The 19,171-nt window shown below is 46.8% G+C and carries 15 protein-coding genes; 6 read left to right on the top strand and 9 right to left on the bottom strand.

The features are described from left to right. Positions 1-163: 163 nt before the first annotated feature. From GJV22_RS13890 to GJV22_RS13875, 4 genes are all read right to left on the bottom strand, one after another. The gene (locus GJV22_RS13890; RefSeq protein WP_163714588.1) at positions 164-1,255 is read right to left on the bottom strand and encodes an alkene reductase; all 1,092 of its coding nucleotides are present in this window, start codon (positions 1,253-1,255) and stop codon (positions 164-166) included. A gap of 50 nt (positions 1,256-1,305) precedes the next feature. Beyond that, positions 1,306-1,887: a TetR/AcrR family transcriptional regulator gene (locus GJV22_RS13885; protein WP_163714585.1), complete on the bottom strand. Its 582-nt coding sequence runs from the start codon at positions 1,885-1,887 to the stop codon at positions 1,306-1,308. A 225-nt stretch (positions 1,888-2,112) separates the two neighbouring features. Beyond that, positions 2,113-2,712, bottom strand: a complete 600-nt coding sequence (locus GJV22_RS13880) for a TetR/AcrR family transcriptional regulator (RefSeq protein WP_163714582.1) — start codon at positions 2,710-2,712, stop codon at positions 2,113-2,115. Between the two features lie 334 nt (positions 2,713-3,046). After that, positions 3,047-3,433, bottom strand: coding sequence for a nuclear transport factor 2 family protein (locus tag GJV22_RS13875; RefSeq protein WP_163714579.1), 387 nt, complete (start codon positions 3,431-3,433; stop codon positions 3,047-3,049). Between the two features lie 308 nt (positions 3,434-3,741). On the opposite strand from GJV22_RS13875, the gene GJV22_RS13870 reads away from it, so the two are divergent. Together GJV22_RS13870 and GJV22_RS13865 are read left to right on the top strand one after the other, a co-directional pair. Then, positions 3,742-6,513: a phosphoenolpyruvate carboxylase gene (locus tag GJV22_RS13870; RefSeq protein ID WP_163714576.1), complete on the top strand. Its 2,772-nt coding sequence runs from the start codon at positions 3,742-3,744 to the stop codon at positions 6,511-6,513. Positions 6,514-6,562: 49 nt separating this feature from the next. Further along, a complete protein-coding gene (locus tag GJV22_RS13865; RefSeq protein ID WP_163714573.1) occupies positions 6,563-7,255 on the top strand; it encodes a hypothetical protein in 693 nt (230 codons plus the stop codon). A gap of 30 nt (positions 7,256-7,285) precedes the next feature. Here the strand turns inward: GJV22_RS13865 and GJV22_RS13860 are convergent, their stop codons facing one another. The 4 genes from GJV22_RS13860 to GJV22_RS13845 form a co-directional block, all read right to left on the bottom strand. Next, on the bottom strand, positions 7,286-9,625 hold the full coding sequence (locus GJV22_RS13860) for a DUF2339 domain-containing protein (protein WP_163714570.1): 2,340 nt from the start codon (positions 9,623-9,625) through the stop codon (positions 7,286-7,288). A 178-nt stretch (positions 9,626-9,803) separates the two neighbouring features. Beyond that, complete coding sequence (locus tag GJV22_RS13855; RefSeq protein WP_163714567.1) at positions 9,804-10,334, bottom strand: hypothetical protein; 531 nt, start codon at positions 10,332-10,334, stop codon at positions 9,804-9,806. A gap of 24 nt (positions 10,335-10,358) precedes the next feature. Next, entirely contained in the window at positions 10,359-11,135 is a 777-nt protein-coding gene (gene mazG / locus GJV22_RS13850) for a nucleoside triphosphate pyrophosphohydrolase (RefSeq protein WP_163714564.1), read from the bottom strand. 35 nt (positions 11,136-11,170) lie between these two features. Further along, complete coding sequence (locus GJV22_RS13845; RefSeq protein ID WP_163714562.1) at positions 11,171-11,734, bottom strand: pentapeptide repeat-containing protein; 564 nt, start codon at positions 11,732-11,734, stop codon at positions 11,171-11,173. A 393-nt stretch (positions 11,735-12,127) separates the two neighbouring features. On the opposite strand from GJV22_RS13845, the gene GJV22_RS13840 reads away from it, so the two are divergent. Further along, positions 12,128-13,279, top strand: coding sequence for a hypothetical protein (locus tag GJV22_RS13840; RefSeq protein ID WP_163714558.1), 1,152 nt, complete (start codon positions 12,128-12,130; stop codon positions 13,277-13,279). A gap of 91 nt (positions 13,280-13,370) precedes the next feature. Here the strand turns inward: GJV22_RS13840 and GJV22_RS13835 are convergent, their stop codons facing one another. Then, positions 13,371-13,991, bottom strand: a complete 621-nt coding sequence (locus GJV22_RS13835) for a hypothetical protein (protein ID WP_163714555.1) — start codon at positions 13,989-13,991, stop codon at positions 13,371-13,373. Positions 13,992-14,220: 229 nt separating this feature from the next. Here GJV22_RS13835 and GJV22_RS13830 point away from each other — a divergent pair, with 229 nt between their 5' ends. The 3 genes from GJV22_RS13830 to GJV22_RS13820 all read left to right on the top strand — a co-directional run bounded on the left by GJV22_RS13830 (position 14,221) and on the right by GJV22_RS13820 (position 19,157). After that, complete coding sequence (locus GJV22_RS13830) at positions 14,221-17,088, top strand: bifunctional fucokinase/fucose-1-phosphate guanylyltransferase (protein WP_163714552.1); 2,868 nt, start codon at positions 14,221-14,223, stop codon at positions 17,086-17,088. A gap of 57 nt (positions 17,089-17,145) precedes the next feature. Beyond that, positions 17,146-17,541 carry a DUF6769 family protein gene (locus tag GJV22_RS13825; protein WP_163714549.1) on the top strand — a complete coding sequence of 132 codons (396 nt, stop codon included), beginning with the start codon at positions 17,146-17,148 and terminating at the stop codon, positions 17,539-17,541. 107 nt (positions 17,542-17,648) lie between these two features. Then, entirely contained in the window at positions 17,649-19,157 is a 1,509-nt protein-coding gene (locus tag GJV22_RS13820; protein ID WP_163714545.1) for an efflux RND transporter periplasmic adaptor subunit, read from the top strand. Positions 19,158-19,171: the final 14 nt, after the last annotated feature.

Here is a 19,171-nt window from a genome sequence, read left to right as displayed (position 1 = left end):
GTTGTTGTTTGTGGCCGGTAGCCTGCGGAAGAGCGGGCTGTTTGTCGGGAAGGCAAGGAAAGGGGAGGCTTGGGTGCCGGAGTGCCAAAACGAAGAGAGGCGCCCCCCGTGTTGTTGATCAACGGGTAGCGCCTCTGTGTTATGGCGTAACTTTTTGTTCTGATTAAGCCTTTTGCGTCTCCAGGAACGGGTAATCGGTGTAGCCTTTTTCGGCGCCTCCGTAGAAGGTATCCCGATCGTACGGATTTAATTCAGCTTTCAACCGGATCCGTTTGGGAAGATCGGGGTTGGCAATGAAGTGACGACCGTAAGCAATGGCGTCGGCCTTGCCGCTGGCAACATATTCTTCACCGCTTTCGGGTGTAAAGCCGTCAGCCGTAATAATGGTTCCGTTGAATGCTTTCCAGAGTGCTGCTTCTTTTTCGGCTACATGCTCAATTTCACCCTGGCGGTAACGAACCAGGTGGGCATAAGCCAGTTGGTAATCGTTCAGCTTCTCAATAATGTACTGATACACTTCGTACGATTCCGGATCGTACTCGCCGTAAGGGTAAACGAAGGGTGACAGGCGAATACCAACTTTTCCGGCACCGAGTACATCAACCAGTTCGTCGAGCACTTCAAATACAAGCCGGGCTTTGTTCTCCACCGAACCGCCATATTCGTCGGTGCGTTGGTTGCTGGTTTCGTGCATGAACTCGTGCAGCAAATAACCATTGGCGGCATGCAGTTCCACACCGTCGAAACCGGCTGCTTTGGCGTTTTCGGCTGCTTTCCGGTAGTCCTGAATGGTTTGTTTAATTTCGTCGACCGTGATTGCACGCGGTGTTTCAAAAGGCACTTGCTCAAAGCTGGCGGTAAAAGTCATTCCCGGGGCAGCAACAGCCGATGGCGCTACCGGAAGACCTTCTTCGGGATGCAACGAACTGTGCGATACCCGGCCAACATGCCACAACTGAATGAAGATGTTTCCTTCTTCAGCATGAACAGCGTCGGTTACTTTTTTCCAACCGGCAACTTGTGCGGGGCTGTAAATACCGGGGGTGAGCGGATAACCCATACCCAGTGGTGATATTTGCGAGGCTTCGGTTACAATGAGACCGGCGCTTGAGCGTTGACGATAATATTCAACATTCAAATCGGTCGGTGCCAAATCGGACGGATTGGCGCGCATGCGTGTCAATGGCGCCATAACGACCCTGTTTTTCAGGGTGTAATCTCCTAACCGGAGCGGTGTGAATAAATTATTTTCCATAGCTGTTTGTTTCTTTTAGACCAATTGGTCTGTTCCTGTTTAAATTTTTTTCAGAATGTTTCAATTTCTGCTTTGATCAGATTCACGATCTGTTCTAATTGTTCTCTGTTGTTTTCGATACGGCTGATGATGACCGCCCCTTCGAGCAAGGTGTATATTTTTAGCGCCTGGGTTTCGCAATTCAGATCGGGCGAGTAGTCACCGCTCTCCACTCCTTCACGAAGCAAGGAGGTAATAAACTCCCGCGATGACCGGATGACTTGTTTAACCCGTTCGCGAACCGCCGGATGGGTATCATCCGACTCAGCACCAAAATTAATAACCGGGCAGCCTCCCATTTCATCCCTGTGTTTTCCGGCCAGGGTGTAATCGAGGTAAGCAATGAGTTTTGCTTTGCTCCCGGTGAACGGCTGAAGGTGCGCCATCATACTTTTTACATAGCTTTGAGACAGGTAGTTGAACGCTTCGAGGCAGATTTCATCTTTGTTTTCGAAGTTCCCGTAGATGCAACCTTTGGCCAATCCGGTTGCCTCCATAATATCGCTCAGTGAAGCGCCGGCCATGCCCTTCCTGTTGATAATGGGAGCTGCTTTTTCAATGATAAACTGTCGTGTACGTTCTGCTTTGCTCATAATGATACAAAAATAGACCACTCGGTCTAAACTAGGAGACCGAATGGTCTTTTTTTGAACTGAGTTAATGAAGAATTAACTTAAGCAGGGAGTTTGGTCCGGTTGTTTCAGGGATTAAACCGGTTTACCCAACCGATGATGGACGTTTTGTAATGACAGGCAGCGACCTCGTTGCTGATCGGGGATCAATTGAACTGAAAACTATTTGCGTCTTTTAATCGGATTTTAGCCGGCAGATTTGCCGAATAGTTTCTGGGTGAAGATTTCAGCGATTTTTTCGAGTTTTTGCTGATCAGTCTGGTCATCCCTTTCAATCAGGTATTGGATTGTTCCGTAAAAGCCGGCCAGCAGCAATTCGGCTACCGCAGGAAGGTCGGCCGTACAATAGTCCGGACATTCGCCGGCATCATAAGCATCCTGCATGATCCGAAGGATGTAGGCTTTTTCAAATTCCATCATCCGGTGAAAGAGGATCTTCGATCGTTTCTCGTGTTGTGTTTTGTATTGGACAATCCGGTACAGATTGGCTTTTTTAACCGACTCGCGCTGAAACTCCAGGATGTATGTTTTGAGCTTATCGGCGACTGTTTTTTGCGATTCAACCTTTTCTTTGACCACTTTGCGCAGGTTGGTCATCTCCATTTCGATAACAGCATCGAAAACGTCTTCTTTACTTTTGAAATAATGATAGAGGGTGCTCTTGGCTTTTCCGCATGACCCTGCAATTTCATCCATGGTTGTCTTTTTCAAGCCAAACTGTTGAAACAGCTTTTGCGCCTCGCGGAGGATTTCAAGTTTTGCATTTTCGTCTTTCTCTAGCACCATTATATTCGACTAATTTCGTTTTCCAGTAGTGAAAGTAGTCTAAATTTACAGATGCATCAAGCACTTGTCATACAAATTGCAACATCTTTAAACTTATTTAAGAATTCGCAACGAAACAGGACCGTTTTGCCCCGAAATTGAGGCTTTTGTCAAAAAAAAATGGCTGGCAGGTTTTGTCTGCTTGCAAATTGTTTTCCACTTTCGATTGATCTTCCCAAGCCGTTCCTGAAGGTGAGGCTTAAGTCCCCTTTAGGGGATATAGGGGTTAGGAACCAGGGCCGGACTTCCAACCTGATTGTGCCGGCAAAATTCACCCGACTTTTCCGACAGCCGCTTAAAACAGGCCGTGTTCATTGGCGATAACGTCCGGAATTTGCATACCGACGTCCCACAACTCTGTTATTTTTTGGTTATCGTCGAACAGAAATATGTGAACGCTTGCATAGCCTTTGTCGGTCGGGTGCTGGCAGATGTGTGAAAAGGTCATCACGCTTTTTTCTTCGGCGATGGTCTGCTTAATCTGAAGCGATTTTTCGGGCGACGCTGCTGCATTTTCAATCATGGCCTGTTTGAGCGACTGCGCATCGCCTTTAAACCAGGGGTTATGGTGTTTGAAGTCATTGGCCACCCAATTGACGAATGCTTCCTCCACTTTTCCGGTTGCCACGTGGGTTAGAAAATCGGAGGCGATTTCCTTTAAGTTTGTTTGGTTCGGCTTCATGTGTTATCTGATTGGTTATTCCTTGGTCTGTAAAATACAAATCAGTTTGGTTCAACAGGCATCGGGCAGGAAAGTTCTTGAACGTCGACCTTCTTATTCGCTTAAGGGGAATAAAAGCAATGTTTCGATGATCGGTTAAGCGTTTAGCGAAAGGTTTAGCCGAGGGATGCCTTGTTGTTTTCGTTTTGGAAATTTGCACGGTTTAAACGGCTAAATCAAACGAAATTTTGTAAAATTAGCTGATCTGCTCATTTTCTGTGAACACCTAAAACAGTTGGCTGTTCTGTAAAACCGAAAAGACTTAAACTATGAGTACAATTTTCAACCAAGTGAAGGAAGCGCTTGGGAAGCCTTATGGCGATCTTCAGTTTTTATTACAGTGTTTCCAGGAAGTGCTGGAAGAAAGTAAGAAGGAATACCTGGTCGGGTTAATCCCGTGGTTAGATACAACGGTCAAGCCAACGCCGAAAGATTTGATCAACAACGAATACATCCACCTGATGTCGATGTGTTTTCAGTTGCTCAATTTAGTGGAGGTGAATGGTGCCGTACAAAGCCGTCGTCATAAAGAAGATGACGAGATGGCCAGTGTGAATGGCTTATGGGCCCACCAGTTTAAATTGTTGAAATCGCAAGGTGTCAGCGAACAACAGATTTTGGAGGTCATGCCGTCGGTGCTTGTTGAACCGGTTTTGACGGCTCACCCAACGGAAGCCAAACGTTCGGTTGTTTTGCACGAATACCGCAAGCTATACCTCTTGCTGGTTAAGCGGGAAAACCAGATGTACACCCGTATTGAGCAGGAGGAAATCAGAACAGAGATTAAGCAGATTCTCCATCGCCTTTGGCATGTGGGTGAAATCTACATTGAAAAGCCCCGGCTCGAATCGGAGCTGGATAATATTCTCCACTACCTCACAAATGTTTTCCCGGGTGTGATTATCATCCTGGATAAACGCCTGCGCCAGGCCTGGAAAGAATCAGGCTTCGATCCGGACTTATTGAATAACACGGATCTGTTTCCCGGCTTATCGTTTGGGAACTGGGTTGGGGGAGATCGTGACGGTCACCCGCTGGTCACTCCCGAGATCACGAAGATGACTTTGAAAAAGCTGCGGGTTCATGCTTTTTCAATCGTTAAAAACGAATTGAAAGAATTGGCTCAGAAACTGAGCATCTACCGCAATATCCGGGAAGCCAGCAAGGAATTTGCTACGCGGATTACTGTTTTGGCTGCAGAGCTGGGACAAGAGGCCAAGATTGAATTGAAGGAACATAATGACGAGGTTTTCAGAGCTTTCGTTCTTTTGTTGCTGCATAAAATTCCAATTGACCTGAGCCGCGAGTCCAGTCCGGAATTGGAGGACCGGGATGCCAGCTATAAAAATGCCGGTGAACTGATTGCCGACCTGGATTTGTTGTATGCCGAACTGGAAGCATCCGGAATCGGGGAAGTTGCCCGGATTGATGTTGGGCGTTGCAAACGCCTGCTGAAGGTATTCGGCTTTCACCTGGCCAAACTGGATATCCGGCAAAACAGTGAATATCATGAGAAAGCGCTTAGTCAGCTTGTGAGAACTTCGTTGGGCGATCAGACAGCAGAGAAAGTTGAATCGTCGCAACAAGCCAAACGCGAGTTCCTGGATCAGGAGTTGAAGATCAACCGCCCGTTTTTGGTGCGCTATCAAAGTTTGGATAAAGAAGGAACCAATGTTGTTCGTTCGCTGCAGGTGGTGAATGAGCACATTCAAAAATACGGATCGCAGGCCTTGGGTAAACTCATTGTGAGTATGACCCGCAATGCCGAGGATTTACTGACCGTTTACCTGTTTATGCGGGAAGCCGGCCTGATGATTAAACAACAAACAGGGCTGGCGGCGCAATTGCCGGTGGTGCCGTTGTTCGAAACAATCGAAGACCTGAAGGAAAGTCCCGGTATTCTGGATGACTACCTGAATCATCCGGTGGTGAAAAACAGTTTGAAGTTGCAGGCCCTGGAAAATCCGAATGGGGAACTCATCCAGGATGTGATGATTGGTTACAGCGACAGTAATAAGGATGGCGGTATTCTGGCCAGCTCGTGGTTTTTGCACGAAGCACAAAAGGAATTAACGGAAATCGGGCTCAAACACGGTGTGAGCATTCGCTTTTTCCATGGTACGGGAGGAAGTATCAGCCGCGGTGCCGGTCCAACGCACTGGTTTGTTAAAACCTTGCCTTTCGGATCGATCAACGGAAAGATCCGGATTACAGAACAAGGTGAAACCATCGAACGGAAATATGCCAACCTGGTGAACGCCGCCTATAACCTCGAACTGATGATCTCGAGCGTGACGGCTCAAACCATTCTGCACAAAAATACAACCGGCCAGCGGGAAGAAGTTGAAACGCTTTTCCGCAGGTTGGGCGATCGCGGTCGCTTCTATTACCGGAAGCTGCTGTCCGATCCTGATTTCATTCGTTTCTTCGAACAGGCAACACCAATCGATGTCATTGAATCGAGCAAGATTGGCTCGCGGCCTGCCCGACGTTCAGGGAAACGCAGCATGGAAGATCTGCGGGCGATTCCATGGGTATTCAGTTGGTCACAATCGCGCTTCAACATTACCAGTTGGTACGGTGTGGGGTCAACCTTGAATGAGATGAAAACCAAACAGCCGGCAGAGTGGGAGAAACTGCTTCATTTGGTGAAGTACGATCCCTTTGTGCGTTATGTGATGACCAACCTGGATTCGAGCTTAGCGTCGACCGATGAGGTGATCATGGAAAAGTATGCCGGTTTGGTTGAGGAGAAATTTATCCGGGAGCGAATCCTGACGATGATGAAAGATGAGCTGCAACTGACGCGTGACATGTTGACGGCCTTGTTGAAGAAACCCATGAATGAACGGCGTAAGAGTCACTATTACTCGACAATCTTGCGTGCCGAGGCGCTGAACTTTTTGCACGATTCACAAATTGAGCTCTTGCAGAAATGGCGCGAAAGCAAAAAGAATAAAACGCCTGATGAAGATGATTACTTATTTGCGTTGTTGCAGTGTGTGAACGCAATCGCGAACGCACTTGGATCAACGGGTTGATGATCGTTAGGGAAGCATGGCTTCCCTTTTTTTGAATAAACATTTTGGAATGAACCGAACAATTGAGCGGATTGAAACGCTGTTCTCCGGCGCAGCGCCTTATGAAGAGGTGTTGGAGAGTTATTATCAAGAATTAGTACAAGCCTATGGGCTTGATCCGGCAAAAAATATCGCTGCTTTTTCCCTTTGCCCCGATGAGTTGAATAACCCGGTCATGGAAAAGATCCGCGCCATTTACGGGCATGCTTTTGCTTTGGGAGGAATAACGGGTTATCCCTTTACGGGTGAAACCGGGTTCAATGCCTTTGGTGATCACATTCCCGACGCGGGAACGGCTTTCATCTTTTATGGTCCGCATATGGGGATTGATAACGAAAAGAACGGTTATTTACATCGCCCCGGACAGCAGCGCAATACCCTTTCCTGCGGTGCAGCCATTGGTGCTTATCAGCAATTGCTTGCCGCAAAGGGCGAAAGTCCGGAACTCCATCCGGATGATTACCAGCAGTGGCGGGTAAAACAAATGATCCTGCCGCACATGGATCATATATCGCCGGTAACACCGGAGTTAAATCTCATTGATATTGTCATGGCCGAGAGTCATTGCTTTGTTCTGCGCCAGGCCAATCGCATCAAGGCGCTTTTCAAAGCCGAGAAGATCTTCCTGTTGGGTGGTGTGGTCTTAAACACGCCTCCGGATCTGCCGGATTACATCCAGGTGAAGCATTTCGATGTTGTCTGAGCTTTCCTTCACCCGAAACCGGGTATTTTTTCACGATTCCTCCTCGGATATCAGATAGGTAAATTTATTGTACAGGAAGGAAATGATGAGCAGGAGAACACCCAACGAAACAAATACAATTGTTTTGGAGATGGTATTCAGATGCGTCAGATCGTAAAAGAACAACTTGAGCAGGGTGACACCAAACAGGAACATGGCGCCCACCCGGAGGTATTTGTTTTTCCGCCGAATGCCCAGGACGATCAGCAACAGGGAATAGAGTCCCCACAGGATACTCACGCCAAGCTTGTCGGATTGTGAAACCGACGCAATTTCCAGCCAGTTGACCAATTCGCTGGTTGCCATCCAAAGGATGGTGAGATGCAACATGAAGGTAAAGACCAGGTTGATCTTCAGGCGCATATATTCCGGCTGAATAATTTTGTGCAGGACAATTAAAGCGATGGCCACAAAGCCATAGGAAATATACCGAACCAGAAGTTTGAAGATACTCCGGTCGAAATAGTCATCAAGCCCGGGTTGCAGGTAACTGTCTCTCAGTTGGGCGATGGTTGAAAGTCCTTGCGTCAGAAAAGAGATCAAAGTTACGCATAGCAGCAAAAAACAGACATAAGCCAGGAAGGACTTTTGTAACTTCTTCAGATTCGTATAGGCCAGCGCAACAAAAAACAACAGGGAGTAATTGATGCCCGAAATGGTATTGAAATCAATCACATCGGATCGGAATACATATCGGAGGCTGTTTGCTTCGTCGGCGGTGGTTAGCGCCTTGGCATGCACATAGTAACTGTTCCAGGCAGCGGCAATTTCGAGGCGGAAGGTGAAATAAGTCACTACCAAAAACAAGAATGGAATAAGGTAGGGCATTAAAACCAACAGGTCGTTCTTAGGCAGAACGGGCGGCGGAAAACGTTTGCTCGAATAGATCAGATTGATGTTTCCAAACGCGATAATGACAAGCAGAGACGAGACAAAATAGATATTCAGGAAAGGAACCAACGGACTGATTGGGCTAAGGCGGTTGAAAAAGTTAGTGTAAAACTTCCCCCAGTCAGAAGCGAGACTTAGAAAAGCGATAAACATGAGCAGGTACGAGAGTAGTTCATAAAAACCGGCTTGCCTGCTTCTGCCGATCCAGAACAAAGCAATAGCTTCCAGCGTCCAGAATACCGTTATCCAGTTGCCTTCGAACTGAGCGGGAATGGCAATCGTTAAGAAGGTAAGCGCCAGCGCCAATATAAAATAGAACAGGTTTTTGTCGACCAGCTTTTGTTTGAAAATAAGGAAACAGACCGCTGCGTGAATAAGGGCATTCCCGATGGCGAACGATCCCCGAAGATGTTGGTAGTCGGTATTCTGATCCAACAAAATATAGCCGTTGCCAAAGAAAATGAACGAATTCAGGAGCAGCAAAATAATATCGGCAAGTTCAAATTTCTCCTTATGATGGACTTTATAGCCTAAGAATGCCAGGTAGAAAATCGCGAAGAAGCCCGAAAGAAACGGGAAGAACAAAGCAATCTCTTCACTGGGATTTGGACTGACTTGAAAGTTGAGGAAATAGATGCCCCAACTCACAAGGAAGGCTGAAAAATAAAGGCGTTTCCAGTAACGCTTCAATGAAATTGCCAGGATGCCCAAGTTGATGATCAGCATATAGCCGAAAAGAATGTTCGTCTGGTCCGGTGAATCACTCAGCAAAAAGGGAACGGCATAAGCGCCCACCAATCCCAGGTGAGCAATAATCTGCTTGTCATATTTCATGGCCGACAGCACGGTGAACACCGTAACGATAACCATAATCGGGAAGGCAATGGCCTGCGGAAACAAGTTGTAAAAACTATAGGCAATGAAGGTGATGAAATAGAGTATGGTCATGGCACCACTTAACAACACTGCGCTGTAGTTTAGGTACTTGCTTTTGAGTTTAAAGGCAAAAAACAGGAGTCCCGTTCCCATCAGGTAACCTAAAGCAATTCGGGTAACCGGACTGATGAGTTCATGGTCAATGGCATATTTGGCTCCAATGAAAACCCCGATAACAGTAATGACAATACCAATTTTGTTGATCAGGTTTTCCCCGATAAACTTCTCCAGATTGGTCTTGAATTGCGGAACCCGCAAGCTTGTCCGTTCAACTTTGGGTTTTGGCTTTCCGGTTGAGGAAGCTTCGGTTGCTATCGGTTGGTTGCTGATCGGTTCTTCGGCGCTTTGTGAAATGGTTGCTGTGGTCCGGGGAGCCGTTGACCGTTTGAAGTCGTTAATTTCCTGTCGCAATGCTTCAATTTCCTTCGAAATCGTCTGTTGCTTCTGAATCAATAAATTAAGCTTTTCAGTCAACTGATTGCTAAGATCCTGGTTTTGGGTCATAAGTTTGGCTTAGTCGGTTTTTGCAGGATATACGCAGCCCGGTTTTGTGAGTTGCAATTGGCCGGGTTTCGGATGGGCTGTCTATCCCTTCTTCTTTGGGGAAATAGGAGGCCTGTTTTTTTGGCTGATCAAGCTGTTTGAAGAGGTTGGATCAGCGATGTTTTCGAATCCGGCTGTTTTAGTGCTGTACTTTGTGCAGGGTATTGGTTCCAAAGCAGGCAGCGTCGCGGCCGGGAAAAGTCACATAGAAGTTGGTTTCAATTTCCTCATCGCTTTTCTTTTCGATGGTCCATTTGGCGCTTCCTCCGGGCATGAAGTTCTCAATTATTTCAGTTTGAAAAACAAGCAGGTTTGCTGTGGACAACGAGTTAACCAGCACATATTGGTTGATGTACCCTTCGCTGTTGAATTGCCGGATGACAATTTGTTTCCGCGCTTTGTCGTAGCTGATCATTCCCTTGTCGGTGTGATGTTCGCCTGCCGGATTTTGAGCCGTTGGATCGAATTTCGAATCATTCACAAATTCAATGTACGTGCTGTCCATGATTGGTTGATAGGAGGCCGTTATGGTTGACTGGTTATTCCCAAAGCCGCTACCGGTACCTTCCCAGTTACCATACAGGAACGACAATTTTTCGAAGGGACTTTCCTGGGCAAAGCCAGAAACAACACTTAAAAAGAGAACGGCGAGGATGGTTAGCTTTTTCATAATGTTTGTGTTTAGGTGGACGATTTATTCCATTTTTTTAGCTTCTTCCCAGTATTTGTCCATTTCAGCTAAAGGCATCTTTTTCAAATCAATTCCTTTTTTGAGCGTTTGGCTTTCCAGGTAATTGAATCGTTTCATGAATTTCAGGTTGGTCCGTTCCAGGGCTGCTTCCGGATCAATTTTATACAGGCGCGCGGCATTAACCAGGGCAAAAAACAGATCACCGAATTCCGCTTCAATTTTATCTTCATCGATGACATTGATTTCGTGTTGCAGCTCGTCCACTTCCTCTTTGACTTTATCCCACACCTGCCCGGGATGTTCCCAGTCGAAGCCTACACCGCTGGCTTTTTCCTGAATACGATTGGCTTTAACCAACGCCGGAAGCGATGCCGGAACACCTTCCAGGACGGTTTTCTTTTTGCGTCCTTTTTCTTTCAGCTTAAGGGTTTCCCAGTTTTGCTCCACCTCGCGCGAATTGTTGACATTGACTTCGCCGTAGATATGCGGATGGCGGTAGATCAGCTTTTCATTCAGCGATAGAATCACATCTTCAATGTTGAAGGCATTCTTTTCTTCGCCGATCTTGGCATAGAACACAATGTGTAGCAACAGGTCGCCCAATTCCTTTTTTATTTCGTCCATGTCGGCCTGCAATATCGCGTCACCCAGTTCGTAGGTTTCTTCGATGGTTAGTTTGCGCAGCGATTCAAAAGTTTGTTCCCGGTCCCAGGGGCACTTTTGACGTAATTCGTCCATGATTTCCAACAGTTGGCCAAAAGCGTTCAATTTGTCTTGCATATGTTTGTCTATTAATAATCAATTTTGAATGGTGATCAATCAATTTTCAATCTGTAATTCCTTAACAGACCAGCTAAAGCGAAGTTTGAGAAACGCGCTCCTTTCATTCGGTTCCGGTTCGGATCGATGGTGAAATGCCTGGCCGATCGGAAATCAGCTTTCTCCAGGTTACAATTGTCAAACAGCGTATTGGTTAAATCGCATTGTTCGAAAACAGCGCCGCTGAGATTGGTGCCTGAGAAATCGGCTTCCTTCACCGAACAGGCTTTGAAACGGGTTTGCTTCATATTTTTTTGTCCGAACAAGGCATAGTCGAGGAGACTGCTTTCAAATTTAACCTGGAACAAGAAATCCACACATACGCTGAAATCAAATCCAATCAGTTTACAGTTGATGAATAAGGCATCTTTGAAAGCAGTTTGAACCGATTTTGTTTGTGAAAAATCACAGTCGATGAATTTACAACCCAGAAATTCCAGGTGGTTGAACTGTTTGTCGGCGAATGAGCACGATTGAAAAGTGCAACCATCGTAGGCTCCGTTCTGAAGCTGCTCCGTTTGAAATAAGGTATTTGAAAAGTTTTCGTCGTAATGATCCATGGGGTTGAATTGAAGCGGAAAGTTATTCAAAATTCCGCGGAATCGAAGGAGACGCCCCGCGCTTTTTATCAACTATTTATAAATGCCGGATGGGTGTCCGGAGGTCTTCAGCCTGAGGATCTTGTTAAGTGGAAAGGCTATAAATAAAAGTGATTCAATGAAATCGCCTTTTTAGATATGCTAAAAAAATCTATTTTTACTTTCGGAATGAAAAGAGTACTTAGCGGAAGTTAAATGAGTTGTGCCTTTCGTATTTGATTGAATCGGTTTTTGCTTTCGAACAAGAGCGGAAATTGCGTGCGCAAACGTTGCGATTTAATTTGTGGCATTATTTTCGATACCAGTCTTTCATCATTCCTTTTATTTAACCTGATTGATTTAAATTGAATTCTTATGAAAAAGATTTACTGGTTACTGTCGGTTGTGTTGATTCTGGGAGCTTGTTCTTCCGGACAAAAAGCATTGGATCAAGGCAACTTTAAAGAAGCCATCTCGAAAGCGGTGAACCGTTTAAGTCAAGACCCGAATAACCGCAAAGCGCAGCAGGTTGTGGCCGATGGTTATCCTATGGCGATGCAATATTACCAGGAAGAGATCGACCAAACGCTGGCCGGAAACGATCCGTTCAAGTGGAACAGAACATTGGCTGTCATGCAGCAGGTAAATGGAATTTCGGAGACTATCCGTCGTATTCCGGCTGCCCGAAAGATAATCCCTTCTCCCAAAATTTACACATCGGAATTGGATGATGTTTTCCAGCGTGCTGCTGAGGAGCATTATGCTGCAGGAATGGCTTCCCTTGATCGCCAAACGAGGGATGATGCCAAGCAGGCTTGCCGGAACTTCCGCGAGTGCGATCGTTTGGTGCCCGGTTATAAAGATGTGCTGCAACAGATGAACGAGGCGAAGGAGCTGGCCACCTTGCGGGTGATTGTCGAACCGCTTCCGGCCCCATCGATGAATTATGAACTGACGGCTGATTTCTTTTACAGCCAGCTGATGGAGCGGATGAATCAACTTTATCCATCAGAAAGCTTTGTGAACTTTTTCACCCCGCAGGAAGCTGAGAAGATTAATTTGAAATACCCCGATATGGTGGTGAATTTGGCCTTTATGGACTTTTACATTGAGCGTCCGAAACATTATGAAGAAGAGCAAAACCTGAATCGTGAGATTGAAGAAGAAGTAAAGGTGAAAGTTTCCCGTGACTCGGTGCGTACCGAAAAGCGACTGGTGAAAGTAAAAGGGAAAATCAGAGTGATCACTGATGAAGTTGCATCAGGTGGACTGATAAAAGTGCGTGTCAATGAATTTCAGGCCAATAAACTGCTTCTGGATAACAATATCCCGGGCGAGTTCCTATGGCGTAACCAATATGGTATTTTTATTGGTGATGAGCGTGTGTTGACAAAAGAAGAAGTGCGGATTTTGAACAACCAGGCTGTTCCGCCGCCGGGACCACAAGATATGTTTCTGGAGTTTACCAAACCGATTTATTCGCGTTTGACCGATCAGATGCATAACTTTTTCAGACGCTACAACTAAAAACGATTATAGCAGGAAGGCCGGGAATGTCAACACAGTCCCGGCCTTCTTTTTTCTATCATCTAATGTTCTAATATCTGAAGTCTAATATCTAATATCTCGTCGAGTGGTAGAAACAAATCGTGAAGTTAATGGCCGGACGTTCCAAAAAGTACCACTGCATATCCCAATCTGAGGGGACGGTGTTTGGTTTGTGATCCCAAATCCAGTGTTTGGTCTTAAAGTAGCTGTAGCCAATTTTGAACATCAGGAAATTATACCGGTTTTGCAGCTGGTGACGGTAGCCGAGGCCAACTTCATAAACCGGTCCCTTATGTTGTTTGTCGGCTTTCGTGCGAAAGGCATAGCCGCCTTCAGCATATATAAAAGGTGTTCTGGCTGGTTTGCCAAAAAAGTATTTGACATTGGCGGTGACTGGCAGGGTGCTTATGTTGGGACTTGTATATTGGTTTAGCCCCAGGCCTGCGCCGGTAGAAATGTGATAATTTAAAAAGATGTTGGCCGATCCCTTGATTCCGAAATTCATGGGCGAAAAATCGTCATGCCAGTTTGGTGGGTAGTCAGTTGTCATTTTCAACCCATAGCCCGCACTTCCCTCAATGGTGTAATAAAACCCCTGGTTACGGATGATTCTGTTCTGTCCGAACAAGGTAAAGGAGGTCAATATCAGGGCGAAGCTGAATGCTGTTCTTGTTAGCTGTTTTAATCTCATATTCCACGCGTTAGATTGTTCTGGATTTATTCTTTCATCCTGTTTGGGGAAAATCCATCTTCTTTTGCTGTTAGATTGAACGATGAAATCGACATTTTAGTGTTCAGGGAAACATAAAAATGATTTTCGAAGAGGGTGTGATGTGACACAATATTTTAGGTGGGAACATAATGTTTTGAGAGGCGGGTCTAAATAAATTCCCTATTTTTGATTTTCCACAATTTAAGACATGAAAAAACTACTCTCGTTACCCGAAAATCTCGTTAGCCAATTTCATCAGTTGGAACAAGTTTCCGAATCCGAATATTTCTGTGCCAGTGATCCTGTTGGAACCAAAGTCGGTTCCGGTGGCGGGACGTCCTGGTTGTTTTATCAAAACTGGCAGAAAGAGAACCCGGAGCAGTCGTTCAGTAACTGGCTGAAAAAGGACCAACGGATTATTATTCATGCGGGTGGACAGAGTCGTCGCTTACCCTCGTATGCCACTTGTGGTAAGATCTTAACTCCCATACCGGTTTTTCGGTACGAGCGTGGACAGCGGCTGGATCAAAACCTGATGGATTTGCAATTGCCACTGTACGAAAAGATCATGGCACATGCTCCGGCAGGTGTCAATACGTTAATTGCCAGTGGTGACACTTTTATTCGTGCCAATGATAAAATTGAAAAGCTGCCCCAGGCTGATGTGATCTGCTATGGCTTGTGGGTTGAGCCCGAGTTGGCAACCAATCACGGGGTGTATGTTTGTGAACGGGAATATCCGCACGAACTGCTTTACATGTTGCAAAAGCCAAGTAGCGAAACAATCCGGAGTCTGGCGGTTAATAAGCTGTTTTTGATGGATATTGGTGTTTGGCTGCTCAGTGACCGGGCCGTTAAGCTGTTGATGAAAAAGTCAGGCTTCGATGCTGAGAATCCCGCTGCCGACTGGACGCCTTCATTCTATGATTTATATGGTGAATTTGGCATTAACCTTGGTTCGCAGGCCGAGAATGCAGATCCCGAGCTTAATGACTTATCCGTTGCAATCTTGCCTTTACCCGGTGGCGAATTTTACCACTATGGCACCAGTCGCGAGCTGATCTCATCAACTTTGGCGGTTCAAAACCGGGTGAAAGACCAACGCAGCATTTGGACCAAGAATGTGAAACCTCATCCGGCGATGTTTGTGCAAAATGCGGTTATTGATATCCCGCTTTCTGCTGATCATTCGGAGTTGTGGGTTGAAAACAGCTACCTCGGGAAAAACTGGACCTTGGCCAAACAACACATTTTAACGGGTATTCCAGAAAACGACTGGCAGATTGAACTTCCGGTCAAGACTTCGATTGATATTGTTCCTGTTGGCGAGAAGGATCTTGCGATACGGCCTTACGGCTTTTCAGATAAGTTCTCCGGTGAAGTTGCAGATAAGTCGACCAAGTGGATGGGGATTTCTTTGCCGGAGTGGTTTTTTCTGCACGACATTTCTTTGCAGGAGGCCGGTATTTTACCGGATACAGATATTCAACAAGCAGCTTTGTTTCCCTTAGTTCAGGATGTTGAGCTGATGGGCCGGTTGCTGAATTGGATGATTCATCCGGTAAAGGATGATGAGATGAGATCGCTTTGGTTGAACAGCGAGCGATTGTCTGCCACAGCCATTTCAGCAAAAGCCAACCTGTTTCGTTTATACGAGCAACGCAAAGCCTTTCGGCTGAAGAACTGGCCGGTGCTGGCGAAGAACTACCAGCGCAGTGTGTTTTATCAGATTAATTTAGATGATGCTGCACGTGATTTTGCCGAAAACAACATCGTGCCGCCTGCTCCTTTGAGTGAGCAGGAATCAGCAATTACACGTTTGCACGACCAGATGTTCCGAAGTCGTTTGGCCCAATACGCGGGGAAAGATCCTCTGCCGGAAGAACAAAATGCGTTCACGCTTTTACGCGAAAGTTTGATCCAATCGTTGAAAGGCGATTTGGTTGTTCCGCAACTGAATGTTTTCCCCGATCAGATCGTGTGGGGCCGCAGCCCGGTGCGAATTGATTTAGCCGGCGGTTGGAGTGATACGCCGCCATATTGCCTGATGTCTGGTGGTTCTGTTCTGAATATGGCCATCGAATTGAATGGACAACCTCCCTTGCAGGTGTACATCAAACCGTGTGACGAGTATAAAATCATCCTGCGTTCCATTGATTTGGGAGCCCGTGAAGATGTGACAACATTTGAAGAGCTGGCTGATTACCAAAAAGTAGGTTCGCCCTTCTCCATTCCCAAAGCGGCCCTGAGCCTGGCGGGTTTTGGTCCCGCATTCTCGAAACTGGTAAAAGGAAGTCTGGAAGATCAGCTGAAAGCCTTTGGCTGCGGAATTGAGATTTCGTTGTTAGCCGCTATTCCTAAAGGATCGGGGCTGGGAACCAGCTCTATTTTGGCTGCAACAGTCTTGGGCGCGTTGTCTGATTTCTGTGGCTTAAACTGGGACAAAAACGAAATCTGTAACCGTACGCTGGTGTTGGAACAATTGCTGACAACTGGTGGTGGATGGCAGGACCAGTACGGTGGGGTATTCCCCGGTGTGAAGTTGTTGGAGACCCGATCAGGGCTACATCAGTCACCAACGGTTCGCTGGACACCCGATTACCTGTTTACCCGTCCAGAATACCGGGAATGCATGTTGCTTTACTATACCGGAATAACACGAACCGCTAAAAATATCTTAGCAGAGATTGTCCGCGGAATGTTCCTGAACTCAACGCGTCATCTGGCTATTTTGGATGAGATTAAGGCACATGCGCAAACAACCTTCGAGACCTTGCAAACCGGAAGCTACGAACAGTTTGCCGAGCAGGTCGTCCTGACCTGGCAGCAAAAGCAAAACCTGGATCCGGGAACCAACCCGCCCGCAATACAAGCCATTATCACACAGATCCGCGATTTATGCCTGGCTTATAAATTGCCGGGTGCCGGAGGTGGTGGTTACATGTTTATGCTGGCCAAAAGCCCTGAAGCTGCCGGTCGTATCAAGCAAATCCTAAACTCAAATCCACCGAATAACAGCGCTCGTTTTGTCGATATCAGTTTATCGCAAAGTGGCTTTCAGGTCAGTCGGTCGTAACGCAAGTCCCTACTTTTAGGGATTTGGGACCTTGCTCGAAAAAGCTATCTTTGTTACATGGAAAAGATCCGCTATATGCTATCTCTGGTGCTTCTCACGGTCTATTTGATCGTGTTAGGCCATAGCTTTGTGGCGCATCATCACCATGAAAAATCCTTTACGGATAACTGTTGCCAGGAAATTTCCCCGCTTCAGTCTGAATCGCACATGGAGCTTTGTGCCGACAGTTCCTGTCATCACGAAAATCAATCACAGACTCCTTGTCATTTCGATGTCAGGCCTGTTCCCGGGAAAACACTGGATCTGAGAGTCGCAACACTGACGGCTTTTGTCCTCTTCGAGATCTGCTTCCCCGAAGAGGAAGCAATCACCTGGTACGAACAACGCGTTTTTGTTCCTAAAACGCCCGAACAACATACCTCCGGACTTCGGGCACCTCCTGTAATCGCTTAATCCTTTTTATTGGAGCACACTTGTGTCCGATGTCAATTACCTGGCTGTTCAGTTTGAAATAACAAATTGAATGGTCTTTCTATATTAATCATTTTCAATACAACAGAATGAAGCGATTATATGTCGTGGCTATTGCTGCAGCTTGTTTGCTGGCAGCATGCTCAAGCCATCAGAATTCAGAACAAGATCACAGTGCCGATGCACATGATCATCACGGAGAGCTTGGTCAAAAGCTGATCCAATATACCGATACGTACGAACTCTATGCCGAGGCAGCTCCTTTTGTTGTCGGCCAGACAACAGCGGTATTGGCTCATTTTACTTGCCTGGCAGATTTTAAGCCCTTGCAAGATGCGGCGGTAAGCGCGTCACTTAATGTGGGCGGGCAAACGGTTGAGGCGAAAGCTGAAGCGGTGTCCCCCGGAATTTACAGGCTGCCGGTAAAAGCCATCAAGGCCGGCGAAGGGGTTTTGACATTCCATATAACAACGGGCAACGATGCTAACGAACTCCTTGTTCCGGTGAAGGTGTTTGCGGACGAGCACGATGCCCATCATTCCCTGGAGGAAGAAGAAGCGCCGTCAACAGCCGTTGGATTTACCAAGGAGCAGTCGTGGAAGATTGACTTTGCCACCGCTTTGCCGCAGCACAAGCCTTTCGGACAACTGATCAAAGCAACTGCCCGTGTTGAGGCACTTCCTGCACAAACCCATACGCTGACTGCCCAAACAAGTGGTGTCGTTCAGTTTGTGTCGGCAGGCATTGTTGCCGGCAGTACGGTGTCGGCAGGCCAGCAGCTGTTTACCATCTCGGGTACCGGCATGGGTGACGATAATGCCGCTTTGGTGTATCAAACTGCCGAGGGTGATTACGAGCTGGCCAAAGCCGGGTACGACCGGATGAAGCAGCTGGCAGACAAACAGATTGTATCTCAGAAGGAATTCCTTCAATCCCAAAATAGCTTTGAGAAAGCCAAGGCAAAGTATGAAAACCTGAAGCAGAACTTCAATACCGAAGGACAGTCCGTTCGGGCATCGAAGACCGGTGTGCTGGAAAAGGTTTGGGTGAAGAACGGGCAGCATGTTGCTGCCGGTGAGCCTTTGGCAACCCTCGCCAGCTATGGAAAGGTGCAGCTCGTTGCCGGCGTGCAACAGAAGTACAGTGCCCTGTTGTCGAAAATCAGTTCCGTGGCTTTTTATTGCAGCAATCCCGGTTGGCGCAATCTGGACGAATTGAACGGTAAGCTCTTGTCGGTTGGCAAGCGTGCGCAGGACAATAACTTCCTGTTGCCGGTTTATTTCGAAGCGGACAATTCGGGTGAGTTCATTCCGGGGAGCTATGTGGAGCTGAATATGACTACCGCTTCTGAAAAAGAGGAAGTCGTGGTGCCCGTTTCGGCCTTGGTTGAACAGCAAGGCAACTTCTTTGTCTTTGTGCAGCTTAACCCGGAGCTCTTCGAGAAACGGCAGGTGGTCCCGGGATCCTCCAATGGCTACGAAACCGCTATTGCCAAGGGCCTGAACGCCGATGAGCGGATTGTGACTAAAGGGGCTGTTATGCTGAAATTAGCTTCGGCTTCATCAACACTGGACCCGCACGCCGGGCATGTGCATTAATCGAAGGGAGGAGC

Origin of the sequence: Mangrovibacterium lignilyticum (assembly GCF_010882175.1) — a bacterium.
Taxonomy (GTDB): Bacteria; Bacteroidota; Bacteroidia; order Bacteroidales; family Prolixibacteraceae; genus Mangrovibacterium; species Mangrovibacterium lignilyticum.
Note: the sequence above shows the minus strand (reverse complement) of the source record. Positions and strands in the feature narration are given on the sequence as shown.

Excerpts from the sequence above, each read along its gene's own strand:
- GJV22_RS13890 (WP_163714588.1), bottom strand. The coding sequence starts at position 1,255 with ATGGAAAATAATTTATTCACACCGCTCCGGTTAGGAGATTACACCCTG.
- GJV22_RS13885 (WP_163714585.1), bottom strand. The coding sequence starts at position 1,887 with ATGAGCAAAGCAGAACGTACACGACAGTTTATCATTGAAAAAGCAGCT.
- GJV22_RS13880 (WP_163714582.1), bottom strand. The coding sequence starts at position 2,712 with ATGGTGCTAGAGAAAGACGAAAATGCAAAACTTGAAATCCTCCGCGAG.
- GJV22_RS13875 (WP_163714579.1), bottom strand. The coding sequence starts at position 3,433 with ATGAAGCCGAACCAAACAAACTTAAAGGAAATCGCCTCCGATTTTCTA.
- GJV22_RS13870 (WP_163714576.1), top strand. The coding sequence starts at position 3,742 with ATGAGTACAATTTTCAACCAAGTGAAGGAAGCGCTTGGGAAGCCTTAT.
- GJV22_RS13865 (WP_163714573.1), top strand. The coding sequence starts at position 6,563 with ATGAACCGAACAATTGAGCGGATTGAAACGCTGTTCTCCGGCGCAGCG.
- GJV22_RS13860 (WP_163714570.1), bottom strand. The coding sequence starts at position 9,625 with ATGACCCAAAACCAGGATCTTAGCAATCAGTTGACTGAAAAGCTTAAT.
- GJV22_RS13855 (WP_163714567.1), bottom strand. The coding sequence starts at position 10,334 with ATGAAAAAGCTAACCATCCTCGCCGTTCTCTTTTTAAGTGTTGTTTCT.
- mazG (WP_163714564.1), bottom strand. The coding sequence starts at position 11,135 with ATGCAAGACAAATTGAACGCTTTTGGCCAACTGTTGGAAATCATGGAC.
- GJV22_RS13845 (WP_163714562.1), bottom strand. The coding sequence starts at position 11,734 with ATGGATCATTACGACGAAAACTTTTCAAATACCTTATTTCAAACGGAG.
- GJV22_RS13840 (WP_163714558.1), top strand. The coding sequence starts at position 12,128 with ATGAAAAAGATTTACTGGTTACTGTCGGTTGTGTTGATTCTGGGAGCT.
- GJV22_RS13835 (WP_163714555.1), bottom strand. The coding sequence starts at position 13,991 with ATGAGATTAAAACAGCTAACAAGAACAGCATTCAGCTTCGCCCTGATA.
- GJV22_RS13830 (WP_163714552.1), top strand. The coding sequence starts at position 14,221 with ATGAAAAAACTACTCTCGTTACCCGAAAATCTCGTTAGCCAATTTCAT.
- GJV22_RS13825 (WP_163714549.1), top strand. The coding sequence starts at position 17,146 with ATGGAAAAGATCCGCTATATGCTATCTCTGGTGCTTCTCACGGTCTAT.
- GJV22_RS13820 (WP_163714545.1), top strand. The coding sequence starts at position 17,649 with ATGAAGCGATTATATGTCGTGGCTATTGCTGCAGCTTGTTTGCTGGCA.